We start from the raw sequence: 19,989 nt of genomic DNA, 5'->3' as shown, positions 1-19,989 counted from the left end.
TGGAAGTTTTACTGAAGAAGTAATTCTTATTTTTTTCTTTCACCCAGAATTTCCAAATAAGCTTGACCGAAACGAAGTATCTTTTGAAGTTCCGGATCCTTCAACAATCTTAGCATCCCGAACAGACCGATCGTCTTGTCTTCCTTTTCCGCGCGATCATTCGCTTCAATAGCTATCGAGGCAAAATGCTTGGCTTTTTCTCCCAAAGGCATCATAACTTCCATAATAGCGCCAACAGTATCCTGAATGAGCACGCGGTCTGTTGCTACCTTTTGAGTAAATTCATAAGTTTTCGTAAGCAGTGCGGTCATTTCAACAAGCTTTGGCAGTTGATCTATCAACGCTGTTAAAGCCTCATGGATTTCGGGCTTTAACAATTGTTCCAATACATCCGTCTTTTTGTTTTCTAATTCAGATAATTCAGCTTGTTCTGTATTCTGATCGGCTGTTTCCAACATATCAATGTTCCTCCTTTATTCTGCTAATAATCTTAATCGGTCGGTAACCCCTATATTAAAAATCAATGTGAATAAAATCACAAATGTTGTGCTGTGCCTCCTGTTGTTTTGATACTAATAAGACAATTGGCGACTTCAATGTGTGACATCAATTGTTTTTTATTTTCCCCTCACTCATTTTCGCTATCCACGCGGCTTGTAGAATTCTAAAATGAATAAAGAATCTACTACTCAGGAAGCACTCTGCCTTTATATTTTCCGGTTTGCATAAGTTTCACTTTGACATCAATTTTGTTTTTAATACCAAATGGTCTCCATCGTTGAAGCGATGCCAAGCTAGGGGATCCGTTTCTATAAATTTCTCCAAACAAATTCATACGTATAAGTAAAACGTGCTTCATCTTGTTCAATTAACAGCTATATCCTATGATGAGGTTTAGTTAACACTAACGTTCCTGCCGGTTTTTTATTATCAGGAATATTAACATGGACGCGTTCCGTTTTCTTATTAAACCATCTCAATCCTTTGAGATCGTCTTCGGAAAACCACCCCGCCAATTGATGTTCGTACATGCGTTAGCACTGTCTATTTTAAACATGGTTTTCGTTACATTAATTCCCTTGCGCCAAAAGACGGACGGACGCTTCGCCTCATGGCCTCGGCCAGCAGAAAGCAAGCATCGAAGACACTGTGTGCATGGATGCTTATTATGCTCGCACCGCCCTTGCGATGCTTTGCATGCAAAAAAAGTGTGGTCAGGATCCGAAGATCCCAACCACGCTTTGAAAGTAGACCTATTTCATAGAAGACACATCATTTTCTATATTGACCTGATGATCGAGCACCCACATAAAATATAATGCTTTGGCTGCTTTCTCTCGGGTGACTAACACTTTCGGTTCCAACTCTGTTCCGTTAACCATTTTGCCTCTTGCAATGCCATTCTCGGATCGGATGAGCCCCAGTTCATAGGCATCCTTTATTTTAGAAACCAAATGTGGTGCGATATCCGCCGTATCCGTCAGCTGCTGCCAGGAAACGAGAGGATAGTACATCGCCCCTCTGGCTCCCGAATCCAGATTCGGATCATACCCCGGATCACCAGGTACCACCGATGTGCCGTTATAATCCGTCATGTATTTCGGCTTGCTGGTGAACTTCGCATGATACGCATCAACCAGAATGGCGCCCATCATTTCACGGGAGAGCTCCCCATCCGGGTATCCATCGAAAATGGTTTTCTTCAAATCCATGAGCACAGAAAGGCTTCGAATAAATTCATCAACGGTCATCGCCGCAACGGGATGAAAGTTTCCATGATGGTCCTTGTTCATCACACCCAGCTGAAGCAATTTCTCAATCTGATTGCGGTAATAAGCCCCATCAGCGGTTATGATGTCATTAGCCATTTCAGGGAAAATCTTCGACCAATCCCCTGTTAAGGCTGCCTGCTTCACATTCCCTTTCAGATACGACACGATCGACGCGGCAGTAGGATCGCCGGCAAGTTCCTTCTTCATGAGCTCGGTAACAATGATTCGTGCGAATTGTTTGGCCAGCGCTTCTTTATAGTGAGTCCCGTCAATCTTCTTCGATGGGTGTCCGTTGGCGTAGCTTCCGTCGTTCGTCTTACCAGGGGTTTCCCCCGCTTCAATGGACATGAAGATGGATGTCGTCGCTTCAACACCGATTTCGTTATAATATTTCAAACTCTCGGAGTTAAGATCGATAAGCGTAAGTCCTTTTTCCTCAGCAATCCGTTTCAGAATATCAGGGAACTTTCGGGTTTTGAAAGAGTTGGTGTAGACATAACCCGGACTTGCATCCCCTTTCACTCTAGACATCGGCGTTACTAGTACCGGTATCATGCCCCTAGCCTGGATGGCCGGCAGATAGACCTCTTTTATATAGGTTTCATACATGGCTTCCGTCGACCCTCTGCCATAACGCCTGAATTCATCGGTACTTTCGTCATTATGTCCGAACTGAATAAACACATAATCACCGATGCTTCCGGTCATTAAAATATCGTTTAGCCGGCCCTCCGTATACGCATTTTTAAACGAGCGTCCACCCATGGAGTAGTTAATCACATTCACCTTGTTCAGATGAAACATAGAGTCAATGATCTGGCCCCAGCCGCTCATTGGCGCTTCGTCGAAGGTGTAAGATTTAACGGTTGAATCTCCGAGTATATACATAGTCGGCAGCGTTTCATCTGCTCGCATCCGCGGGGCAATAGGCTGCAAAACAATTTCCTCAATACCAACCGTGGTATTGATTTTATTCGGCTCAATTTCAATGTCCAGATAGTTGCGTCCGTTTGCATACGTATAGATCCACTCTTTGCCTTTTGCCGATATAGTATACTTCATAGGTATCAGCTTAGCCGCATCCCAATACCCGGCCTTTAACAAGCGGCTGGTCTGCATTCCCGAAACGGATACGGTTGTGTCCGCAGCATCGGATGTGGTTTTCACATAAATACTATAGGCACCGGGAGGAGCTTGAATACGGAAAGCCATGCCGTAGTTATTATAATTATCTTTCTCGTATTTCGGTTCGGCATAGAAGCCAGGCTCTTTGATGTAAAAGCCTGTGCCATCGGAAGTAATGGAAGCCGGATGCACTTCCCTTAAAGCACTGGTTTGATTCACAAAACCATAGCCCACCGAGGAGTCATACAAGGGCGCACCGTTAAAGACATCATACACGACAGTCCGGTATCCGGTTTTTGCCTGATTAGTAAAGTTAAACTTATAAGGGCTTTCCACTTGAACGGGAGTCCCCTCCTCTGCCAATCCGTTAATAGAGGTTTCTGCAGCAATGCTCTGAGCAGGTGTCAGAATAGCTGTAAGAAGAAGAAACGAAAGTGCCGCATTCATGAATCTTCTCACTGATTACACTTCCTTCCTGTTTGATCGGTACAAATGATCCGTGCACTCTAGTTAGAAGTCATTATGTTCACCCGGTACAGAAATTGGTTTTGCGAAGACTCCAGTCAACGTAGGGTCCCAGCCGTCCGTGCCGCCCAATACCCGCTGCACCGTTAAGGCGTTTGCTTCCTCTACGGTCATCTGCTTGCTCCAAGGCACACGGGCTTTGGCATTAGCCCCGGGCCCTGTGCTTCCGAATTCTCCGTAAACCGCCGTGGATTCATTCTCCACCTTGCCCCAGTTATGCCAGCCAACAGAGTAGAAATGCGCATCCATCCATGTGTCTACGAATTTCACATTCCCGTACGGCCGCCAAGGTCTTCCCAGATATACCGTACTGTTCGTCTTGGAGACCCCCTGCAGCTCTAGATCCCATACGTCATCCCAAACACCGGTATACGTTCCGGCCTGCCCGTATTTCTGGATGTACGGTTTGAGCGAGGTGGTTCCTCTTGTTTTCTTCGCTTGATAAAAAACATATCCGTTTTCCGCCGTCTGATCGTGTGAAGCCGCCGTCGTATAGCCGCCGAACGTGCCGACATGCTTCATCTCGGATCGGTCGAAATAGGCGATTCCGTTACCATAGATATAATCCACGGTCCCTTCAATATACAGGTTATGGAAGTATTGCCGCCCTCTTTCCACGTATAGCGTATCTTGAAAACCATACAGATTTATGTTACGGAAGACCATCTTATCCCCTGATACAAACAAGGCTAGGGCTTGCCCTACTCCCTTCACTCCGTTGGTATCTTTGTTCGGAAAAGCGGAATTCTGCACCGTGAAGTTTTCCATCGTACTGCCGGCTCCCCTCAGCTCGAAGGTGGCTGTCTGTAGGCCCGGGTGGTACGTCACATTCATGTCATACGTAATGACGACACCTTTGCGGCTTTCCCCGATAAAGCTAAGGTTGGGCTTGTTGGCCGGGGCAATGACCTTTTCCCGGTAAATCCCGTTGCGAATATAAATGACGGTTCGTTCCGTTTGATTCGCAGGAACCGCGTTGATCGCCTCTTGAACAGTACGATAATCCCCGCTTCCATCCTGAGCCACAATGATTACCCGAGAGGGTGTAGCGATCAACGGCTCGGAACCGGGTCCTTCTCCAAACGGGTTGTTCGCTAGAATCACATAATAATAGGCTGTACCGTTACTAACATCGCTGTCGGTGAAAGCTGCCCGTTTCGTTTCTGCAACCTGCGTATATGGTCCGTTGTAAGCCGTTGCCCTTTTCACGGTATAGCCCGTAGCTCCCGAAACGACATCCCAGCGTAACATAACCTGACCATAGGCGGCTTCGACTACACCGCCGGTTGGAGCGGATGGGGCGCCATCGGGGGCTGTATACGGAACTGCCCTTGCTTGAGAAGAGTTCATGCTTCGAGCGGAAGCTCTTTCCGCACTGACTACATAATAATAGGTCGTTCCGTCCGCAACGGTGGAATCCGAGTAGCGGGTGAATACCGTGGTTCCAATCGTTGTATAAGGACCTCCGGAAACAGTGCTGCGCTTAATCTTATAGACAGCTGCTCCTTCCGAGCCCTTCCATTCGATATCCACCTGGCCGCTTTTGGCAGTGGCTTTAAGTGATTCAGGCTCGTCAAGCGGTGTGCTCGGATGAACCTCTAGCGGCGGGCTCTCCTCTCCCGTACCCGCTATATTTGTGCTGGACAGCGTATAATAGTAGGACTGATCAGCATTCAAGCCCGTATCATAATAGCTTGTTGTCGTGTTCGGAATGACCGCCGATACTACCGTGTAAGGCCCTTCCTTCGCTGTACTCCGTTTTAAAGTATAGGTGGCCGCATCCGGTACGGCATTCCAAGTGATCATGACGGCCGATTCCCGAGCGGTCATAGAAATCCCCTGAGGCGGTACCGGTGCCGGCCTCTCGCCGCTTGGCGTTACGGCATATGGAGCCGAATCGGTTGTCCCGTAAGGATTCACCGCCCGAACGACATAATAATAAGTTACTCCGTTCGTCAAGCCTGCATCCCGGAACGGTTCCGAGCTGGAAGCGGCTTTTGTAAAGCCCTGCCCAACCATAGTAAAGGGGCCTTCTTGGGAATCACCCCTCAGCACATCGTACGTGACTGCATTAGGCGCGGCTGACCAAGATAGTGCAGCCTGACGGTCCCCGCCAATGCCGTACAAGCCTACGGGGGCATCCGGAGGCGCATTCAGCTTGTAAACCTGGACATTGTCAAGCACAATGTTCTCAGCGGTAGTACCTCCGGTGGAGGCGCTGAAAGACTGGATCGCAGCAAAGTCTCCGGCTCGACTGCCGAGCGTCCGGTTGTAGAAGGGCTGCTCCCTCAGTTCACCGACAAGCGTACCGTCATTCCCCTTCGTCACGTAGTAATCCACATGCAGTGTGTTCAAATTGACCACCGCTTTGAGATGGTACCATACGGCATTGGTTAGATTGGCCGGTGTTATGTTCGTATAGATGCCGCCCGTATCCACCCATGCAATCTTGCCGCCTTTCAGGTCCACTTGGATTACCGTATCGGACATATTCGTTTGGCTGTTCACGCCACCGGTCAGCTTTATTACATTGCGGCCTCGGCTGATGTCATTGTTCGGTCCGTAGAAGTACATATCCTGCTCGACAGTCAGAATGCCATCCGATACACGGGTTCCGAGCCCTTTCGTAATGGTTGTGGAACCGGAGCCGGAGCCAACAGTGCCCGAACCATTCGCTCCGTCCTCGTCCCGAATAAGCAATGCGTCGGAAGGAAATGGAATTCCGTCCTTACCTGACGAAGTAATGCTTACCGAACCATTTGGACCGGTTACGTTTGCGGTGTAGCCTGCTATCGACTTCACCGTGGAAGTGCTGGTAACGGCCGCATCCGTAATTCCATTAAAATCATCATTAATGAAAGATGTGTTACCTGGCGGGACTGGTAGAGCCTCCGCTGAAACCGTGGAAGGAAGGCCCATCCCCGATAAAGAGACCGCGGCCACAAGAGTTGACACTACAATCAATGCAACCTTGTTCATCATGTTCTTTCCCTCCCGATCGCATACATACATCTTTGTTTTCTCATGTCACAATCCCTTCTTTTATGAAATTTTGTAAACCCTTACACAACCACTTTCATTATGCAGTTTCTTTCCAGCGATGCAAATGATGGTTTTATTCTATTTTTTGACCTTTTGTAATGCTTTTTTTATATTCGGAGCTTGATATAATAGAGTCAACCTAATTTTCCACTTTTGAGGGAGGAAACACCTTTGGCTTACAAAGTCAGCTTCCCGGATATTATGAGTACGCTGCAGCTCATCGGCTTTCATTTTCGCGTTGCGGAGCCCGGATGGGCCTATCCTGACCATCATCATAAAATCTTTGAGCTGCTGTATTGCTACGACGGCACTGCGGTTCAATATGTCGATGGGTACTCGGTCACTTTCGGTAAGGGGGATTGGCTCATCATTCCTCCCGGCCTGCGCCATCATGTGATGAATACCGGTCCCGACAACTATATTTACCTTTCCATTCATTTTGACATTGATGATTTGGATTTTCGCCTATTGTTTCAATCCCAGCCCCTCCAAAAATGGAACATTAGCCAATTTTCGCGTTCGGGATTACCACTCGAAAATTTGGACGAGTTTATCAAGAACAACATCTTGGCCACGACGGCGTCAACCGGTTTTCCCCCGGATATCGAAAATATTATTCTCATTAAAGAAAGACTTCGCTTGCAGGCGGTCATTCTCATGATACTGAGTGAAATCATTGATATACAGTTTCTGAATTCGGATCCACCGCGGATACCTCGACAAGAAAACTCGTTATATGAGGTGGAAACCGCCCACCGAATCGAGCAATACATCTCGGACAACCTCTACTCACCTACTTTTTCTATTAGCTTGATCGCTAAGCAGTTTTGTTTAAGTCGAATACAATGCCATAAGCTTTTTACAAAGGTATACAAGGTGTCCCCACGGCAATATATGACGAACAAAAAACTGCAGCAAGCCAAACATTTATTACTGTGTACCGATTTAAAAATCCAGATGATCTCAGAGCAGCTCGGTTTTGTATCACAGAGCCATTTCAGTCGGCAGTTCAAACGATGGACCGGCATGTCTCCGTTACAATACCGGCCCAAATCCTATACGAATGCTCTTAGTCCTGACTCAAGCACAGATACATAAAAAAATAAGAGGGGTTAGCCCTTTATGCCACACTTAAGAGATGATTCCTGTACTGAACAGGAGTCATCTTTTTTTAGTCCCCACTGATATCTGTAATAGTTGTAATAACGAATGTAGCGGTTATTCAAGCTCCTCTGTTTCGTTAACAATTCAATGGTTTCTGTAGCTAGAGGCAAGTGGAGAGAAACGGAAGAAGATGTAAAGAGTGGCCGCAACCTCTTGATAAACTCCCGTACGCGTGGTATAAAAATTCATACGGAATGCATTCGGACTTCCTGAAAGGAGAAATCGTTCATGAATGATGAATTCAGGCAGAAATACGTTATCGAGGACAGCAATATGTTTTCAATCCAATACATATCCCGCACAGGATTTTGCAGCATGAAACGTCCTCATGAGCATCCGTTCTTCGAACTATATTATTTGCTGAACGGGGAAAGGGTATATTTCTTGAACGGCAAAGTATTTACGGTCAAGAAGGGCGACTTGATGATTATCAAGCCTCACGATCTCCACTCCACCGCAAGCTCGGACAAATTGCGGTTTGAGAGAATATTGCTCAGCTTCTCTCCGGCTTTCGACGAGCGGGGAAATCCGCACATTAGCGAATTGCTGAAGGGCGGGTGTTCCCGATTGATCAAAATCCCGTTGAAGGATCAGACGGAAATCGAGCGGCTGCTGCACCAGATGCTTGAGGAATGCGAGACTCAGGCGGACTACTATACTTCATTGGTCCGGTCGTTGATGAACGAGCTTTTGATCCGGATGTACCGCATCGAGCAGTCGTTGCAAGGGCAAGAATCTCATGAGTACGAGCACCCGATGCACCAGAAGGTGACCGATATCGCGCAATATATCAACTCCAACTACGATCAGAAAATTACACTGGAGCAGGTTGCCAAGCAATTTTATATCAGTCCCTCCTACCTTAGCCGTATTTTTACGAGACTGACGGGCTTTCACTTTCGGGAGTATTTGCAGGTAGTGAGAATAAAAGAAGCGCAGAAATTGCTTGTAAACAGTCGGAATTCCGTGCAGCTGATTTCCGAGCAAGCCGGTTTCGAGCATATCGCCCATTTTAATAAGACTTTCAAGAAGATCGTCGGAACGACGCCGCTTCAGTACCGTAAACGTCACGCGTAAAATCCGTTAATGATTCAAGAAAAATAGAGTTCGGCCGGCCTCGGGTATGATGCCCGAGACCGGCCGATTTTTCTTCATCTGGGGAATGTTCGACGATTCAGTTCGTTTGTTTCCGCAATAATTCACACGGTCTGCGTAACGCGAAACCAGTCACTATCCACATATCCGCAGGCAAGAGCGTCTTGAGGCCGCAAGGCAAACAAACCCACCTTCGCGCCGACCCAATGGCCCTTGGAAGCTTCAAACACCGTCTCGCCGCACGGGGCAAACCCGCCGCCGTCCCCGATGCTATACTCAAATCGGCAGGAAGCTCCTCCGGTTACCGTTACACGGAGTACGACTGTCCCAGCCGTCAAGACAGTTGTCCAGAAGACGGTTTCATCCGTCCCGTTGCCTTCCGTCCGCAACAGTTCGAACCCGGAACCGTCTTCCTTCTTCTGGAGTGCGACATAAGCATAGTTGTATCCGAAAACGATCAAACCCGCCCGCTCCCCTGCCTGCAACGAAGTGCAGTCAAGAAGAGCTTCCGCCTGGAACGATTCCGCGGGAAACTTCTGCATCAGCAGATGCGGTGCGTGATATAAGTTTAATGCATCGGCAGGAAGAGGTTGAGGGTACAATCGGAGATGGCTTTCCCGGTCTAATGAGTACCAAGCAGGACTCGGGTTTGCCTGCCATTGCCATTGGAGTCCCAAGCTCGAGCCCCCGTCGAACTCGTCGGAGTCGGCCGGAGCTGCCGCAGGATAATCTTTTCCTACGTTTGGCTTCGGATGACGAACAACCGGTTCCCCGATGCCGTCGCCATTGCGGTCAATGCCCATCAACGGCCAATCGTCCATCCAGCGGACAGGCTGCAAATGCAAGATTCGGCCGTATGCCCCTTTGTCTTGAAAGTGCAGAAACCAGGACTCTCCGGACTCCAATTCGACCCATCCGCCTTGGTGAGGTCCGTTGATCGCCGTATCGCCTTGATGCAAAACGATTTTATCTTCATACGGTCCATAGATGAAGGAAGCGCGTAAAATCGTCTGCCAGCCCGTAGCGACCCCGCCGGCTGGCGCAAAAATATAGTAATACCCGTTTCGCTTGTACATCTTCGGACCTTCCAAGGTCGGATGATGTTCCGTTCCGTCGAAAATAATTTGTCCCTCGTCAAGAAGCTGATTGCCGTCCGACGACATTTTGCAAAGTCTTAACTTGTGTTTAATGCCGGCCCGGCTGTTCGCGAAGGCGTGCACCAAATACGCTTGTCCGTCGTCGTCCCAGAAGGGGCAAGTGTCGATCAAGCCTTTGCCTTCTTTGACAAGGTGCAGCGGCTCCCATTCTCCGGCGGGATCGTCCGCCGTGCTCATAAAGATCCCAACGTCCGGATCCCCGTAATACATCCAAAACTTACCCGCGTGATAACGAAGAGCCGGCGCCCACACCCCGTTGCCGTGCTGCGGCTTGTCATATCCGGGCAAATCCATTCGCTGAATGACATGGTTAATCAGCGTCCAGTTAATCAAGTCCTTCGAATGAAGGATCGGTAGTCCCGGTATATGGCTAAAACTCGAAGCGGTCATGTAGAAATCCTCACCGACCCTGATGACGTCCAGATCGGAATAATCCGCATGAAGGACCGGATTCACGAAAGTCCCATCCCCCTGATCGGAAATCCACGCCTTTTGCTTCAACCCGTCTGTTGTATTATGCATGCACAATTCACCTACTCTTCCTATAATTTCTCCATCTCCAGGCAAGCCAGAAGGAACGGAGCTACGCCGATGTGGGAATCCGACACGATTTTCTCTCTGATATAATAGCCGTAAGTGCCGTCCCTGTCGGTACTTAATCCAGCCCCGTGGCATATCGAGTGGAGATGGACGCCGGAATTGTTCGCCTCGACAAACCGGTCGAGCAATCCTACGAACGCCTTCTCTGCCACTTTCCTTGCAGGCTTTTCAAGATATTGCAGTCTCGCCCCCTTGGCAAGAGCATATATGAACATGCTGGATCCGGAAGTCTCCAGATAATTTCCTTCCCGGAAGCCCTGATCCAAAACTTGAAACCACAAGCCGCTCACCTGTTCTTGAACTCGGGCCAGCGCGCCGCACATCCGTTCAAAAATTCCGATGATCGTGCCGCGCTTCGGATGATCTGCCGGTAAATGCTCAAGGCTGTCCACCAAAGCCATCGCATACCATCCCATTGCCCGGCTCCAGAAATTTTGGGAGCAACCCGTTTTCGGATTGGCCCAGTTTTGCTCGACCGCTTCATCCCAGCCGTGATAGAGCAGTCCTGTCCTCGAGTCGCGAGTTTTCCGTTCCACCAACAACAGTTGAAGGGCAACCTCGTCGAACAAATCCGGCCGATCAAATGTTTTCGCATATTGGGCCAGGAAAGGAGAAGACATGTACAGTCCGTCCAACCACATCTGGAAAGGGTAAATCTTCTTATGCCAAAAACCGCCCTCCGTCGTTCTGGGCTGTCCGATCAGCTGCACGGCAAGCGAGTGCGCGGCTTGCTCGTAACGGGAATCTCCCGTTCGCTCGATGAGCTTGAACAAGTTTTTTCCCTGGTTGATCTGATCGAGATTGTACTCTTCCACTCTGTATCCCCGAATGGAGCCATCCTCTTTCACAAACAAATCCATATGCCGCTTCATGAACTCATAATAGGAATCCAATTCGTAATACTCGCCCGTACGGGCGATCGCCATCAGCATCATTCCCGGCACATATGCCCACCGCTTCTCGATTTCCGGATGCAAGCTGTCGCTTCCGGCCTGAGAGACAATGGTATCCGCCGTTCGGATCGACCATCGCGTTTCATGCTTCATTCTTTATCACCTCTAATTGAGATTATAAAAAAATAGCTGAACTTATTGTTCAGGTTTTATGCTCATTTCCCTTCATTTTTTGCTTTTAATGCTCTTTTCCCGGTACAGCCAAGTTCATCCCTGTTCACTCCTGCTGAAAATTACTTATTTGTTCTGCTTGGCATCGACAGTTGAGTCGGTAGTTTTTGCCCTTCGAAATTATTAATATATAGATTGAATCAGTTAATGCCTGTTATCATTGAGATTGGAAAAGGCGTATATCGCGAAAAAATATACGGCCCGAAAAATAAGGCGTCCATTCAAATGATCGGAGAAGGCGCAGACGCGACGGTGCTCGTCTACTCCGACAACGCCCATACACTCGGGCCGGACGGGCAGCCGCTCGGCACGTTTCGCAGTGGAAGCTTTTATGCATACGCAGAGGAGCGGCTTACCATCCGGAACGACTCCGGACCGCGAACCGGTCAAGCGGTAGCCGCGTTCATCGATGCGGACCGGATTGCTTGAAAGGCAATGAAACGTAATACGTGCTGCGCGAAATATTCGTGTGACGGAGCGGCTACAGAATCACAAACATTAATCAACCGTTCGAGACATTGAGCGAAATTAGAGCAAGCGGAAAGCCGTACTTGGGCTACCGGGAACGAATCCGAACCTGAGAAAATCACTGCGGAAATGCGTCCAAAGCATATGTAGACATTCATTTTCACATGGAGAAATGTAGTTTGTTCTCTGGTATGTAAATGTCCGTCAGCCCGCCACAGACCGAAAACGTCGGATTCGAAAATATCGCCCAATTCACTAAACATTTAAGAAAATTACCGGTGTTACACCGAACCGCTATCGGAAGCAGCAAACCGCTCACGACTAGAATAAAAATGTGGTGAAAGTCGTTAACAATACCATTAATTAGGATCGGAGTGCCATTCTAGTCATTTCTATAACCCTGTATTCGGCGAGCCAATCGTAGAGAAATATCAAACATACCTTCCGTGGAAGGATGGAGCAGATCCACACTTAACCCTCTCCAATCCGGAAGAAGCTCTCGACCGGAAAGATACACCAGTCGAGGCCGATTCAGCTCTCTCACCTTCTGTTGCAAAACTTCGCGATATTGCCGAACGATCGCTTCTTCAAACAGGTCACGGTGGCAGGTGAAAATATCGATACAGAACAACCATTTGTCCGGATGGCTGTCGGACACGCGTCGAAGGAAATATTCCGTCTTTTGTCCGAATTGATCAACCGGCATCAAACCGATGACATTTATCCCGAGTTCCACGGATGCAAACGCCCAATCATTCCTTTCTGCGATATAATCAGCCATTGCCTCTTCGAGATAACAACTTCCGGAAAAGCCCAGGTTGATCAAGTCAACACCAAGCCTGCCAGCGGTTCTTGCCGCGTACCCTCCGGAGGGAACCGCGGCGTCCCCTCCGAACGTAATCGAAGACCCGTAAGCTAAATAACGTTCCTCCGGGACCTGGTCTGGACGGGGAGGACTGGTCTCCCCGTCGATACGCAATAGGCGAATCGTGCTGTCTTGGGGCAGCAAGACTCTAACTACGGAAGGGTCAAATGGGAACTGTCCCGCTTGGTACTGCTCCTGGAGAAACTTATGGTGCTTCTGGTTTCTCTTCACTTTAAGACATGTAACTCCAGGACGAACAATCTGCGGCGTGGTTTCATAATCACTTTGGAAGGAGCCTTGAAACACCTCGGCAATTCCCTTGGGGGATATACCTTCCCCTGGTTCCAACATCCATTCAATTACCGCCTCTTCTCCATGCAGAAGGAAACGAAGCTCAACGCCAGCCCCGTTTAATGCCCGCTTCTGCGCCTTTTCATTTAGCAATAGACGAAGCGCATTAGGCACTCGCGAAAGCAGAACACCGTTTCCGTCATCCGTTAGAAGCTCCGCCACATTGTGGAGACTAACATTTCCATAAATCATTCGTGCTTCCCTCCTGTAACGCTGCAAAACCGTATCATTTCTTACGTTCAGCCGTGCCCTCAAAATCAAAGCCCGGCGTACAGCCGGGCTTTATACCATTCTTCCAAATTGGAACCTCGATCGCTCTACATTCTCTTATTGTTTGGATAATAAATACTGGGCATCCCGAACCAAGTAGCCTGCGGCCTGACTTGAAATCTGTTTGCCGCTTTCCGCCTTCACAAAGTTTACAAAAGCTTCTAACTCATTCGCTTTCAACATGCTTTGCAAGCTAGCGGCTATACCTGCATTATCGATCCATCCGACATTCGTAAAGTGTGTGACCAAGGCCTGCATGGATTGGATACTTGTCGTAGTGTGGAACAAGACGGTTCGGCTGCTCGTATTCCCTGCCAGGTCGCTCGACGTTACCGTAAAAGTGTGCGGGCCAAGCGGCAGCGTAAACAGCTGAATTTTCTCTCCCTGTTGTATGCCATACGTATCCAACGTGACCGTCGTCTTGCTGCCGTAAACTCCGGACCAGTTGTCGCTGAGCGTAATAATCGGCGTAATATCCATGGAATCGCTGTACGTGCCGTACACCACTCCTGATACCGTAATGGTCGGTGCACTCTTATCGAGATTGAAGCCAATCGTTTTCGTCGTTTCCACATTGCCCGCATTGTCCGTCGAGCGGTAGCTGACGGTATATTTGCCGTCTTTATCTATCGTTAACGCTGACAGATAAGGCTGCCAGGTCGCTCCGTCATCCAAACTGTACTCCGATTTCGCCGCGCCCGACAAATTGTCAGATACAGACAAGCTTACCGTTACATCTGACGTATACCAGCCGCTGCTGCCGTTAGGCGCCGCCCGACTTACAGTTGCGGTTGTAACGGGAGCCGTCCTGTCGATATTTGCTGTCGCAGTATGAACGGTTCCGGCAGTCCCTGCGCTGTTCTTGGAACGGTAGCTGACCGTAAAAGCGCCTTCCTGATCCAAAACGATCGGCTTTGTATAAGAATGCCAGGAAACCTCATCGTTCATTTTGTATTCCGCACTGCCGTAAGTCGATAACATGACGGTAACCGGCACCGTGTACCAGCCGTTCCCATTCGGCGCGGCGGGATCCACGGATGCCGCAATCTTATAGATCAAGCCGTTCAGTGTCGACTTCAGGCTGTCGGCAGCTGCATCAACTTCGCTTTGGGTTGCTCTGGCGTTCGCGGCAACCGATTTCGCACTCGTTAACGCCGTTTGGAACGCCGCATAGCTGTCGTCGGTGAAATAATCGGCAACAACTACGTCCGCTTGATCCAGCAAGTCCGTAAGCAGCGTGCGGTCGGCCGTCGGCGCGCCCGGAATGACAGCGTCTTCGGACGGATCCCACCCGTCGCTGCCTTTCAGTACTTGCTGCAGCGTATAAGCGTTCGCTTCCTCCGGCGTCAGCTGCTTCTGCCAATTGACGCGGTGAACCGGATCGTTGCCGGGGCCACTCGTATTGTATTCCGCATACCGCGCGGTCAGCTCGTTGTCCGGGTTGCCCCAGTTATGCCAGCCTGGCCCGGCTAGGAACGCATCCATCCAGCTGTCCAGGAACACAACGTTCGCATATGCCCGCCACGGACGGCCCAAGTAGCCGGACGTCACGCCCGGATCGGCCGTTATCTTCGTGCCCACGAATACGTAGCCGTAAGGCTTGTTCTGATCGGTGTTTGCCGCGGTTATATAACCGCCGTTCCGCTTGCTGTGCAGCTCGTTGTTTTGGAAGAACGCGGTCGCCGGACCGTAAATGAAATCGACGTCGCCTTCGATATAGCAGTCTTTGAAATACTGCCGGCCCGCAATGTAGATCGTATCCTGAAAGCCGAGGAAACGGACATTTTTGAATACACCGCGGTCCCCGCTTATATAACCGGCGAGCGCCTGACCCGTGCCTTGACCGGAGTCGTTCTGGAAGGTCATGTTGTCGGCCGAAAAATCGCTGCCTTGCAGGACTGCCGTCACCGTTTCGAGCGTACTATACGGCGTACCGTCAGGTTTCTTGGAATTCACGTTAAGATGGTAGACGAGAATCGTTCCGGTTGCGCTTTCGCCGACAAAGCTTACATACGGCTTGTTTGCCGGTACGACGATTTGCTCCCGATAGACACCGTTGCGAATATAGATAACGGTCCTTTTGGTGTTATTGGCCGGAATCGCATCAATCGCTGCCTGAATCGTCAGGAAGTCTCCGGTCCCGTCCTTGGCTACGACGATGGTCCGCGCCGGTACGGCTGCCGCCGGATACGAGCCGATGCTTTCCCCTTTCGCATTTAAGGCCGTAACCGAATAGTAATACTTGGTTCCGTTGGTCACCCCGTTGTCGGTATAAGCCGTTCCGTCGACGTTCGCCGCAATCGTTTCGAACGGCCCGCTCAATGCCGCGCTTCTTTTCACATTGTACGAAAGCGCTCCGTCGGAAGCCGTCCAGCTGATGCGTACTTGTGTATTCCCTGCTTCGAGCTTAACGTACGCCGGAGCGGTCGGTGTACCGTTCGCGGGAGCCGGAATGACCCGAACCTGCGGCGAGTTGCTGCTGATCGTGCCGCCTCCCTTGGCCGATACGACGTAATAGTAAGCGGTCCCGTTCGTCAAGCCGGTATCGGTGTATGCCGTTCCGCTCAGCCCGGTCGCGACAGACGTATAAGGACCGCCGCTGACCGTACTGCGCTTGACGGTATACGATTCGGCCGAGGCAACCGGCTGCCATGTGATGCTTGCTTGCCCATCACCGGCTGCCGCTTGCAGACCGGACGGGGACTGGAGCGGTGCGACCGGCGTTGCGACCATTTCCTGCGAAGGCACGCTTTCCCCGGCAATGTTCACGGCGGTTACGACATAGTAGTACGTTTGTCCGTTTGCCAGACCGTTGTCGGTGTACGCGTTGCCGGTCATATTCGTTTTCACGTTCGTATATGGTCCTCCGGAAACGGTGGAGCGCTTCAGTGTGTATGAGGTCGCTCCTTCTACCGCTGCCCATTCCAGCGATACTTGCGCGTTTCGCGGAACCGAGCTCAAGGAGGCTGGCGCCGCCGGTTTATCCGGCAGCAAGATCGGCGTCGCGGCGATTTGGTTTGAGTTTCCGCTTTCGCCGACCGGATTGTTGGCCGTCACGACATAGTAGTAGGTCGTATCGTTCGTCAAGCCGCTGTCGATGTAGGTCGTTTCGGCGATATCTCGCGCGATTGGCGTGTAAGGGCCTCCGTCGGTCAAGCTCCTTTTTACGTTATAGGAAGTCGCTCCACTCGCGGCATTCCATCTCAACTGGACCTGTTCGTTGCCGATCGTTGCGGCGAGTCCGCGAGGAGCGGGCGCAGGCTGGAGGTAAACTTTCACATTATCCCAAAAGTGATTTCCCCTCCCAGTTCCCGGTGTAAAGGAATGAATCGCTGCAATTGAAGCAACCCTTGTGCTGTAAAATGGAATTTTAGCCATAATCTCATTGTTGATATATACGTCGGCTGTCTTGCCCGACACATCGAGATCGATTTGGAACTGGTACCACTTCTTTGCCGTTAATGGCGTTGAGTTTGGGAGCGGCAGATTTCCGCTGGCCGAGCGGTACTGTATCCCGGTTGAGGCGACCAGAAGCTCAACCGCCACATTTCCTGCCGGTTTGTCAAGAATGACGATAGGCCTGGCGGTACCGGCGATTAGCGGCTGCATAAAGTCCACTTCCACCGTAACCAGTCCCGTTTGCGGTTCGAATGATCTTGTCAGTTTGGTGTTGATATTCCCTTGATCGTAAAGCTGTATAACCTTCTGTGACGTGTTGCCCGTTGTGCCTTCCGGAATGGCATCAATCTTGACCCAGTTCGTGCTTGTAGGGGGATCCGGCACAACTGAGTAACCGGCAGGCTGGTCGCCAATGTTCTGATCCTCAAAGCTTTCATCTAAAATGGAAATGATGGCAGTTCCGGTCGCCGTTGCGCTAACTTCGCCCGAATTGGGTCCTTCGCCGGTGCCGTTCATTGCACTGACCACGTAATAATAAGTTGTTCCGACAGTAACCGTGCTGTCTGTGAAGGACGTGTTCTGATTCGTCTCTGCAATAACACTATAAGGTCCCCCCTGTATCGAGGAACGCTTGACCAGATAACCCGTCGCGCCGCTGACCGGGCTCCAGGTTAACTCTACCGAGACGCCTGCTGTCGCCTTCAATCCCGTAGGAGCCGCCGGAAGGGGCGTTAGCTGCTGCAGACGGACATTGGAAAAATGGCTGGCATTATAGTTATTGATGTCATTGTTTGTTTTTGCCGCGTCGAGCGCCAGTCCGTAATAAACCGTTTCCGGCAGCTGTTCGAACGTTTGGGAACCGACAGCTGTCCACAACTGGCCGTCCTGCGAAAGAAGCGCATCAATTCGGTTATCGATACGTACCAGCTTTACCCATCCCGGCGCCGCAAAGCCGTCAACCTGCTGTTCTGTCATTACGGCCCCTTGCGCCGTTCGCGCAAGAAACCTTCCGGCCGTACCCAATTTGACGAAAGAAGCTGTCATAGCTGCTGCCGGCGAATCCGGAGTCAACGACGCACGAATCATAACCCCGGCCTGCGTGCCGTCCGTAATCGGGCTGACATCATCCACGCGCGCTATGATTTCTCCGTTACCTTGGAGCGGCTGGTACAAATAAGAGAAACTGTCTGCCGAACCGCCAATGAGACCCGCGCTTTTGACAGTGAAAACACCCTCTTTCAGCGAAGCTGTCCCCGGAATGCCCACTGTACCGATATCATTCAGAACCCAAGGGGTGACACTGCCCTGATCGTTCACATGAACAGGTACGGCCGTTGAGCTCGTTGCGGTCCCCGTATTGTCAATGGCCCGGGCAGTTAAATAATAGGTTCCCTCGGGTGCATTGGTCCAAATGAAGGAATGGGGCGCCGCACTCGTTTCCCCGATTTTTACATCATTAGCGTAATACTCTACCTTGGCTACACTGCCGTCCGGATCGGATGCTGCAGCCTGTATTACGATTTGGCTTCCGGTTTCGGCCAGCGCGTGAGGTGCGGGACCTGTAACGCTGACCAGCGGATTTTTCGAGCCGCTTCCCGATATGGAGTTCAAATAATGCTCCAGGTTGGTGTAACCGTCGGCACCAACGATTTTTCCATCCCCCGCATCGACAGGGTTAAGGCCTCTCGCCAGCTCCCAGCTGTCCGGCATTCCGTCATGATCCGTATCGACCGGGGCAGCAGCAGAAGCATAATCAAGGATTCCCCCGACCTCCTTTGGCGAATTGAGAATACGGCCTGTCCGGTTGACGACGTCGTTCACTACGCGGGCGTCAAAAGAATCCCGTATAGGAAGTGACGCTCCCGCATCGGCCAGAACAGCCTGATAAGCTTCTTCTGCGGATTGCATCGACACCTGCTCGGCAAACGGAACCGGACTGCTCAGCTTCACCCCATCAGGAACGCTGCTGACCCCGCTCCAGTTATCTGCGGTGACTTCCGGAGAACCGTCCATGTAGTTGCCTTCCAGATAGAATTTGCTTGTGGCGGGAGGCGGGTCCATGATCAGATTGCGGGTAAATCCGTATCTCGTATCCGGACCGAATTTATAGTAGTTGTTTACCATATTGACCGAAGCGTTCTCCCCGCCATAAACGGATTTGAAGCCCCAGTTGTAAATCACGTTGTTGCGAAAATCCACTGTCTGGCCTACATCCGCGGCAAAACGCGGGTTACGGCTGGAGTGATGGGCGATCAGATTATGATGGAACGTGGCGTTTTCCCCGCCGAAGATCCCGCCGTATCCGTGATTTCCTTTCGCGTGGGTTGAGTGCAGCATGCTCTCGGAGATGATGGACCATTGAACGGTGGTGTTTTTATTTTGGTATGGCGATAACGTTTCATCGACGGAATAGCTGAATGAACAGTGATCGATGATGAAATTTTGGTGTCCGCGCACGCCGAAAGCATCAGCCTCGCTGGGGTGCTTGTCGCCGACGCGGAACCGCATATAGCGGATGATTACATTATCCGCGCTAAGGGTCGTTTGGTAATCGGCGACCGTAATGCCGTCTCCCGGGGCGGTTTGACCGGCGATCGTCAAGTTCGAGCCGGCGATTCTGAGAGACGATAGTAGATGAATCGTTCCGGACACCTGGAAAATGACGGTCCGATTCCCGGAGCTGACCGCATCACGCAGCGAACCGGGGCCAGAATCATTCAGATTGGTCACCTCATATACATCTCCACCACGACCTCCCGTCGTGTACATCCCGCCGCCTTCGGCACCCGGAAATGCGGGAATCCGTTCGGCGGTTACGGTTTCAGCCGAAGCGGCCGCAGGGCCGAACGGCAGCATCGCGCAGCATAACAAAGCGCATAGCATTTTAGATAATTTTCCTCGCATTAAAGTGCCTCCACTTATAAGATCGATTTGTGTTACGATTTCATTTCCTCACTACTGATGAGTTCTAATTTGATAGCGCATCACATAATTACCGCCTGTTCGCCGAACAAAAGTGAATAACTAGCGTT

Annotated in this window: 10 protein-coding genes; 3 read left to right on the top strand and 7 right to left on the bottom strand. The window is 50.5% G+C overall.

All coding sequences use genetic code 11. The features are described from left to right. Nucleotides 1-26: 26 nt before the first annotated feature. The 3 genes from DFP97_RS15235 to DFP97_RS15220 all read right to left on the bottom strand — a co-directional run bounded on the left by DFP97_RS15235 (nucleotide 27) and on the right by DFP97_RS15220 (nucleotide 6,404). Entirely contained in the window at nucleotides 27-458 is a 432-nt protein-coding gene (locus DFP97_RS15235; protein WP_114381055.1) for a DUF1641 domain-containing protein, read from the bottom strand. A 795-nt stretch (nucleotides 459-1,253) separates the two neighbouring features. Next, the gene (locus tag DFP97_RS15225; protein WP_114381053.1) at nucleotides 1,254-3,356 is read right to left on the bottom strand and encodes a GDSL-type esterase/lipase family protein; all 2,103 of its coding nucleotides are present in this window, start codon (nucleotides 3,354-3,356) and stop codon (nucleotides 1,254-1,256) included. Between the two features lie 51 nt (nucleotides 3,357-3,407). Then, nucleotides 3,408-6,404, bottom strand: coding sequence for a pectinesterase family protein (locus DFP97_RS15220; RefSeq protein WP_245976277.1), 2,997 nt, complete (start codon nucleotides 6,402-6,404; stop codon nucleotides 3,408-3,410). Between the two features lie 231 nt (nucleotides 6,405-6,635). On the opposite strand from DFP97_RS15220, the gene DFP97_RS15215 reads away from it, so the two are divergent. Together DFP97_RS15215 and DFP97_RS15210 are read left to right on the top strand one after the other, a co-directional pair. Then, nucleotides 6,636-7,562, top strand: a complete 927-nt coding sequence (locus DFP97_RS15215) for a helix-turn-helix domain-containing protein (protein WP_114381052.1) — start codon at nucleotides 6,636-6,638, stop codon at nucleotides 7,560-7,562. A gap of 294 nt (nucleotides 7,563-7,856) precedes the next feature. Then, on the top strand, nucleotides 7,857-8,705 hold the full coding sequence (locus DFP97_RS15210; protein WP_114381051.1) for an AraC family transcriptional regulator: 849 nt from the start codon (nucleotides 7,857-7,859) through the stop codon (nucleotides 8,703-8,705). Between the two features lie 122 nt (nucleotides 8,706-8,827). On the opposite strand, the gene DFP97_RS15205 is transcribed toward DFP97_RS15210, so the two are convergent. Together DFP97_RS15205 and DFP97_RS15200 are read right to left on the bottom strand one after the other, a co-directional pair. Further along, complete coding sequence (locus tag DFP97_RS15205; RefSeq protein WP_114381050.1) at nucleotides 8,828-10,402, bottom strand: glycoside hydrolase family 43 protein; 1,575 nt, start codon at nucleotides 10,400-10,402, stop codon at nucleotides 8,828-8,830. A 20-nt stretch (nucleotides 10,403-10,422) separates the two neighbouring features. Further along, complete coding sequence (locus tag DFP97_RS15200) at nucleotides 10,423-11,526, bottom strand: glycoside hydrolase family 88/105 protein (RefSeq protein WP_114381049.1); 1,104 nt, start codon at nucleotides 11,524-11,526, stop codon at nucleotides 10,423-10,425. A 225-nt stretch (nucleotides 11,527-11,751) separates the two neighbouring features. Here DFP97_RS15200 and DFP97_RS15195 point away from each other — a divergent pair, with 225 nt between their 5' ends. After that, a complete protein-coding gene (locus DFP97_RS15195; protein WP_114381048.1) occupies nucleotides 11,752-12,033 on the top strand; it encodes a pectinesterase family protein in 282 nt (93 codons plus the stop codon). Nucleotides 12,034-12,454: 421 nt separating this feature from the next. Here DFP97_RS15195 and DFP97_RS15190 read toward each other — a convergent pair whose 3' ends face one another. Both DFP97_RS15190 and DFP97_RS15185 read right to left on the bottom strand, forming a co-directional pair. Then, nucleotides 12,455-13,480 carry an SGNH/GDSL hydrolase family protein gene (locus tag DFP97_RS15190; RefSeq protein ID WP_114381047.1) on the bottom strand — a complete coding sequence of 342 codons (1,026 nt, stop codon included), beginning with the start codon at nucleotides 13,478-13,480 and terminating at the stop codon, nucleotides 12,455-12,457. Nucleotides 13,481-13,615: 135 nt separating this feature from the next. Next, nucleotides 13,616-19,861: a pectinesterase family protein gene (locus DFP97_RS15185; protein ID WP_114381046.1), complete on the bottom strand. Its 6,246-nt coding sequence runs from the start codon at nucleotides 19,859-19,861 to the stop codon at nucleotides 13,616-13,618. Nucleotides 19,862-19,989: the final 128 nt, after the last annotated feature.

This window comes from Paenibacillus prosopidis, from assembly GCF_003337375.1.
Classification (GTDB): domain Bacteria; phylum Bacillota; class Bacilli; order Paenibacillales; family Paenibacillaceae; genus Pristimantibacillus; species Pristimantibacillus prosopidis.
Note: the sequence above shows the minus strand (reverse complement) of the source record. Positions and strands in the feature narration are given on the sequence as shown.

Excerpts from the sequence above, each read along its gene's own strand:
- DFP97_RS15235 (WP_114381055.1), bottom strand. The coding sequence starts at position 458 with ATGTTGGAAACAGCCGATCAGAATACAGAACAAGCTGAATTATCTGAA.
- DFP97_RS15220 (WP_245976277.1), bottom strand. The coding sequence starts at position 6,404 with ATGATGAACAAGGTTGCATTGATTGTAGTGTCAACTCTTGTGGCCGCG.
- DFP97_RS15210 (WP_114381051.1), top strand. The coding sequence starts at position 7,857 with ATGAATGATGAATTCAGGCAGAAATACGTTATCGAGGACAGCAATATG.
- DFP97_RS15205 (WP_114381050.1), bottom strand. The coding sequence starts at position 10,402 with ATGCATAATACAACAGACGGGTTGAAGCAAAAGGCGTGGATTTCCGAT.
- DFP97_RS15200 (WP_114381049.1), bottom strand. The coding sequence starts at position 11,526 with ATGAAGCATGAAACGCGATGGTCGATCCGAACGGCGGATACCATTGTC.
- DFP97_RS15195 (WP_114381048.1), top strand. The coding sequence starts at position 11,752 with ATGCCTGTTATCATTGAGATTGGAAAAGGCGTATATCGCGAAAAAATA.
- DFP97_RS15190 (WP_114381047.1), bottom strand. The coding sequence starts at position 13,480 with ATGATTTATGGAAATGTTAGTCTCCACAATGTGGCGGAGCTTCTAACG.
- DFP97_RS15185 (WP_114381046.1), bottom strand. The coding sequence starts at position 19,861 with ATGCGAGGAAAATTATCTAAAATGCTATGCGCTTTGTTATGCTGCGCG.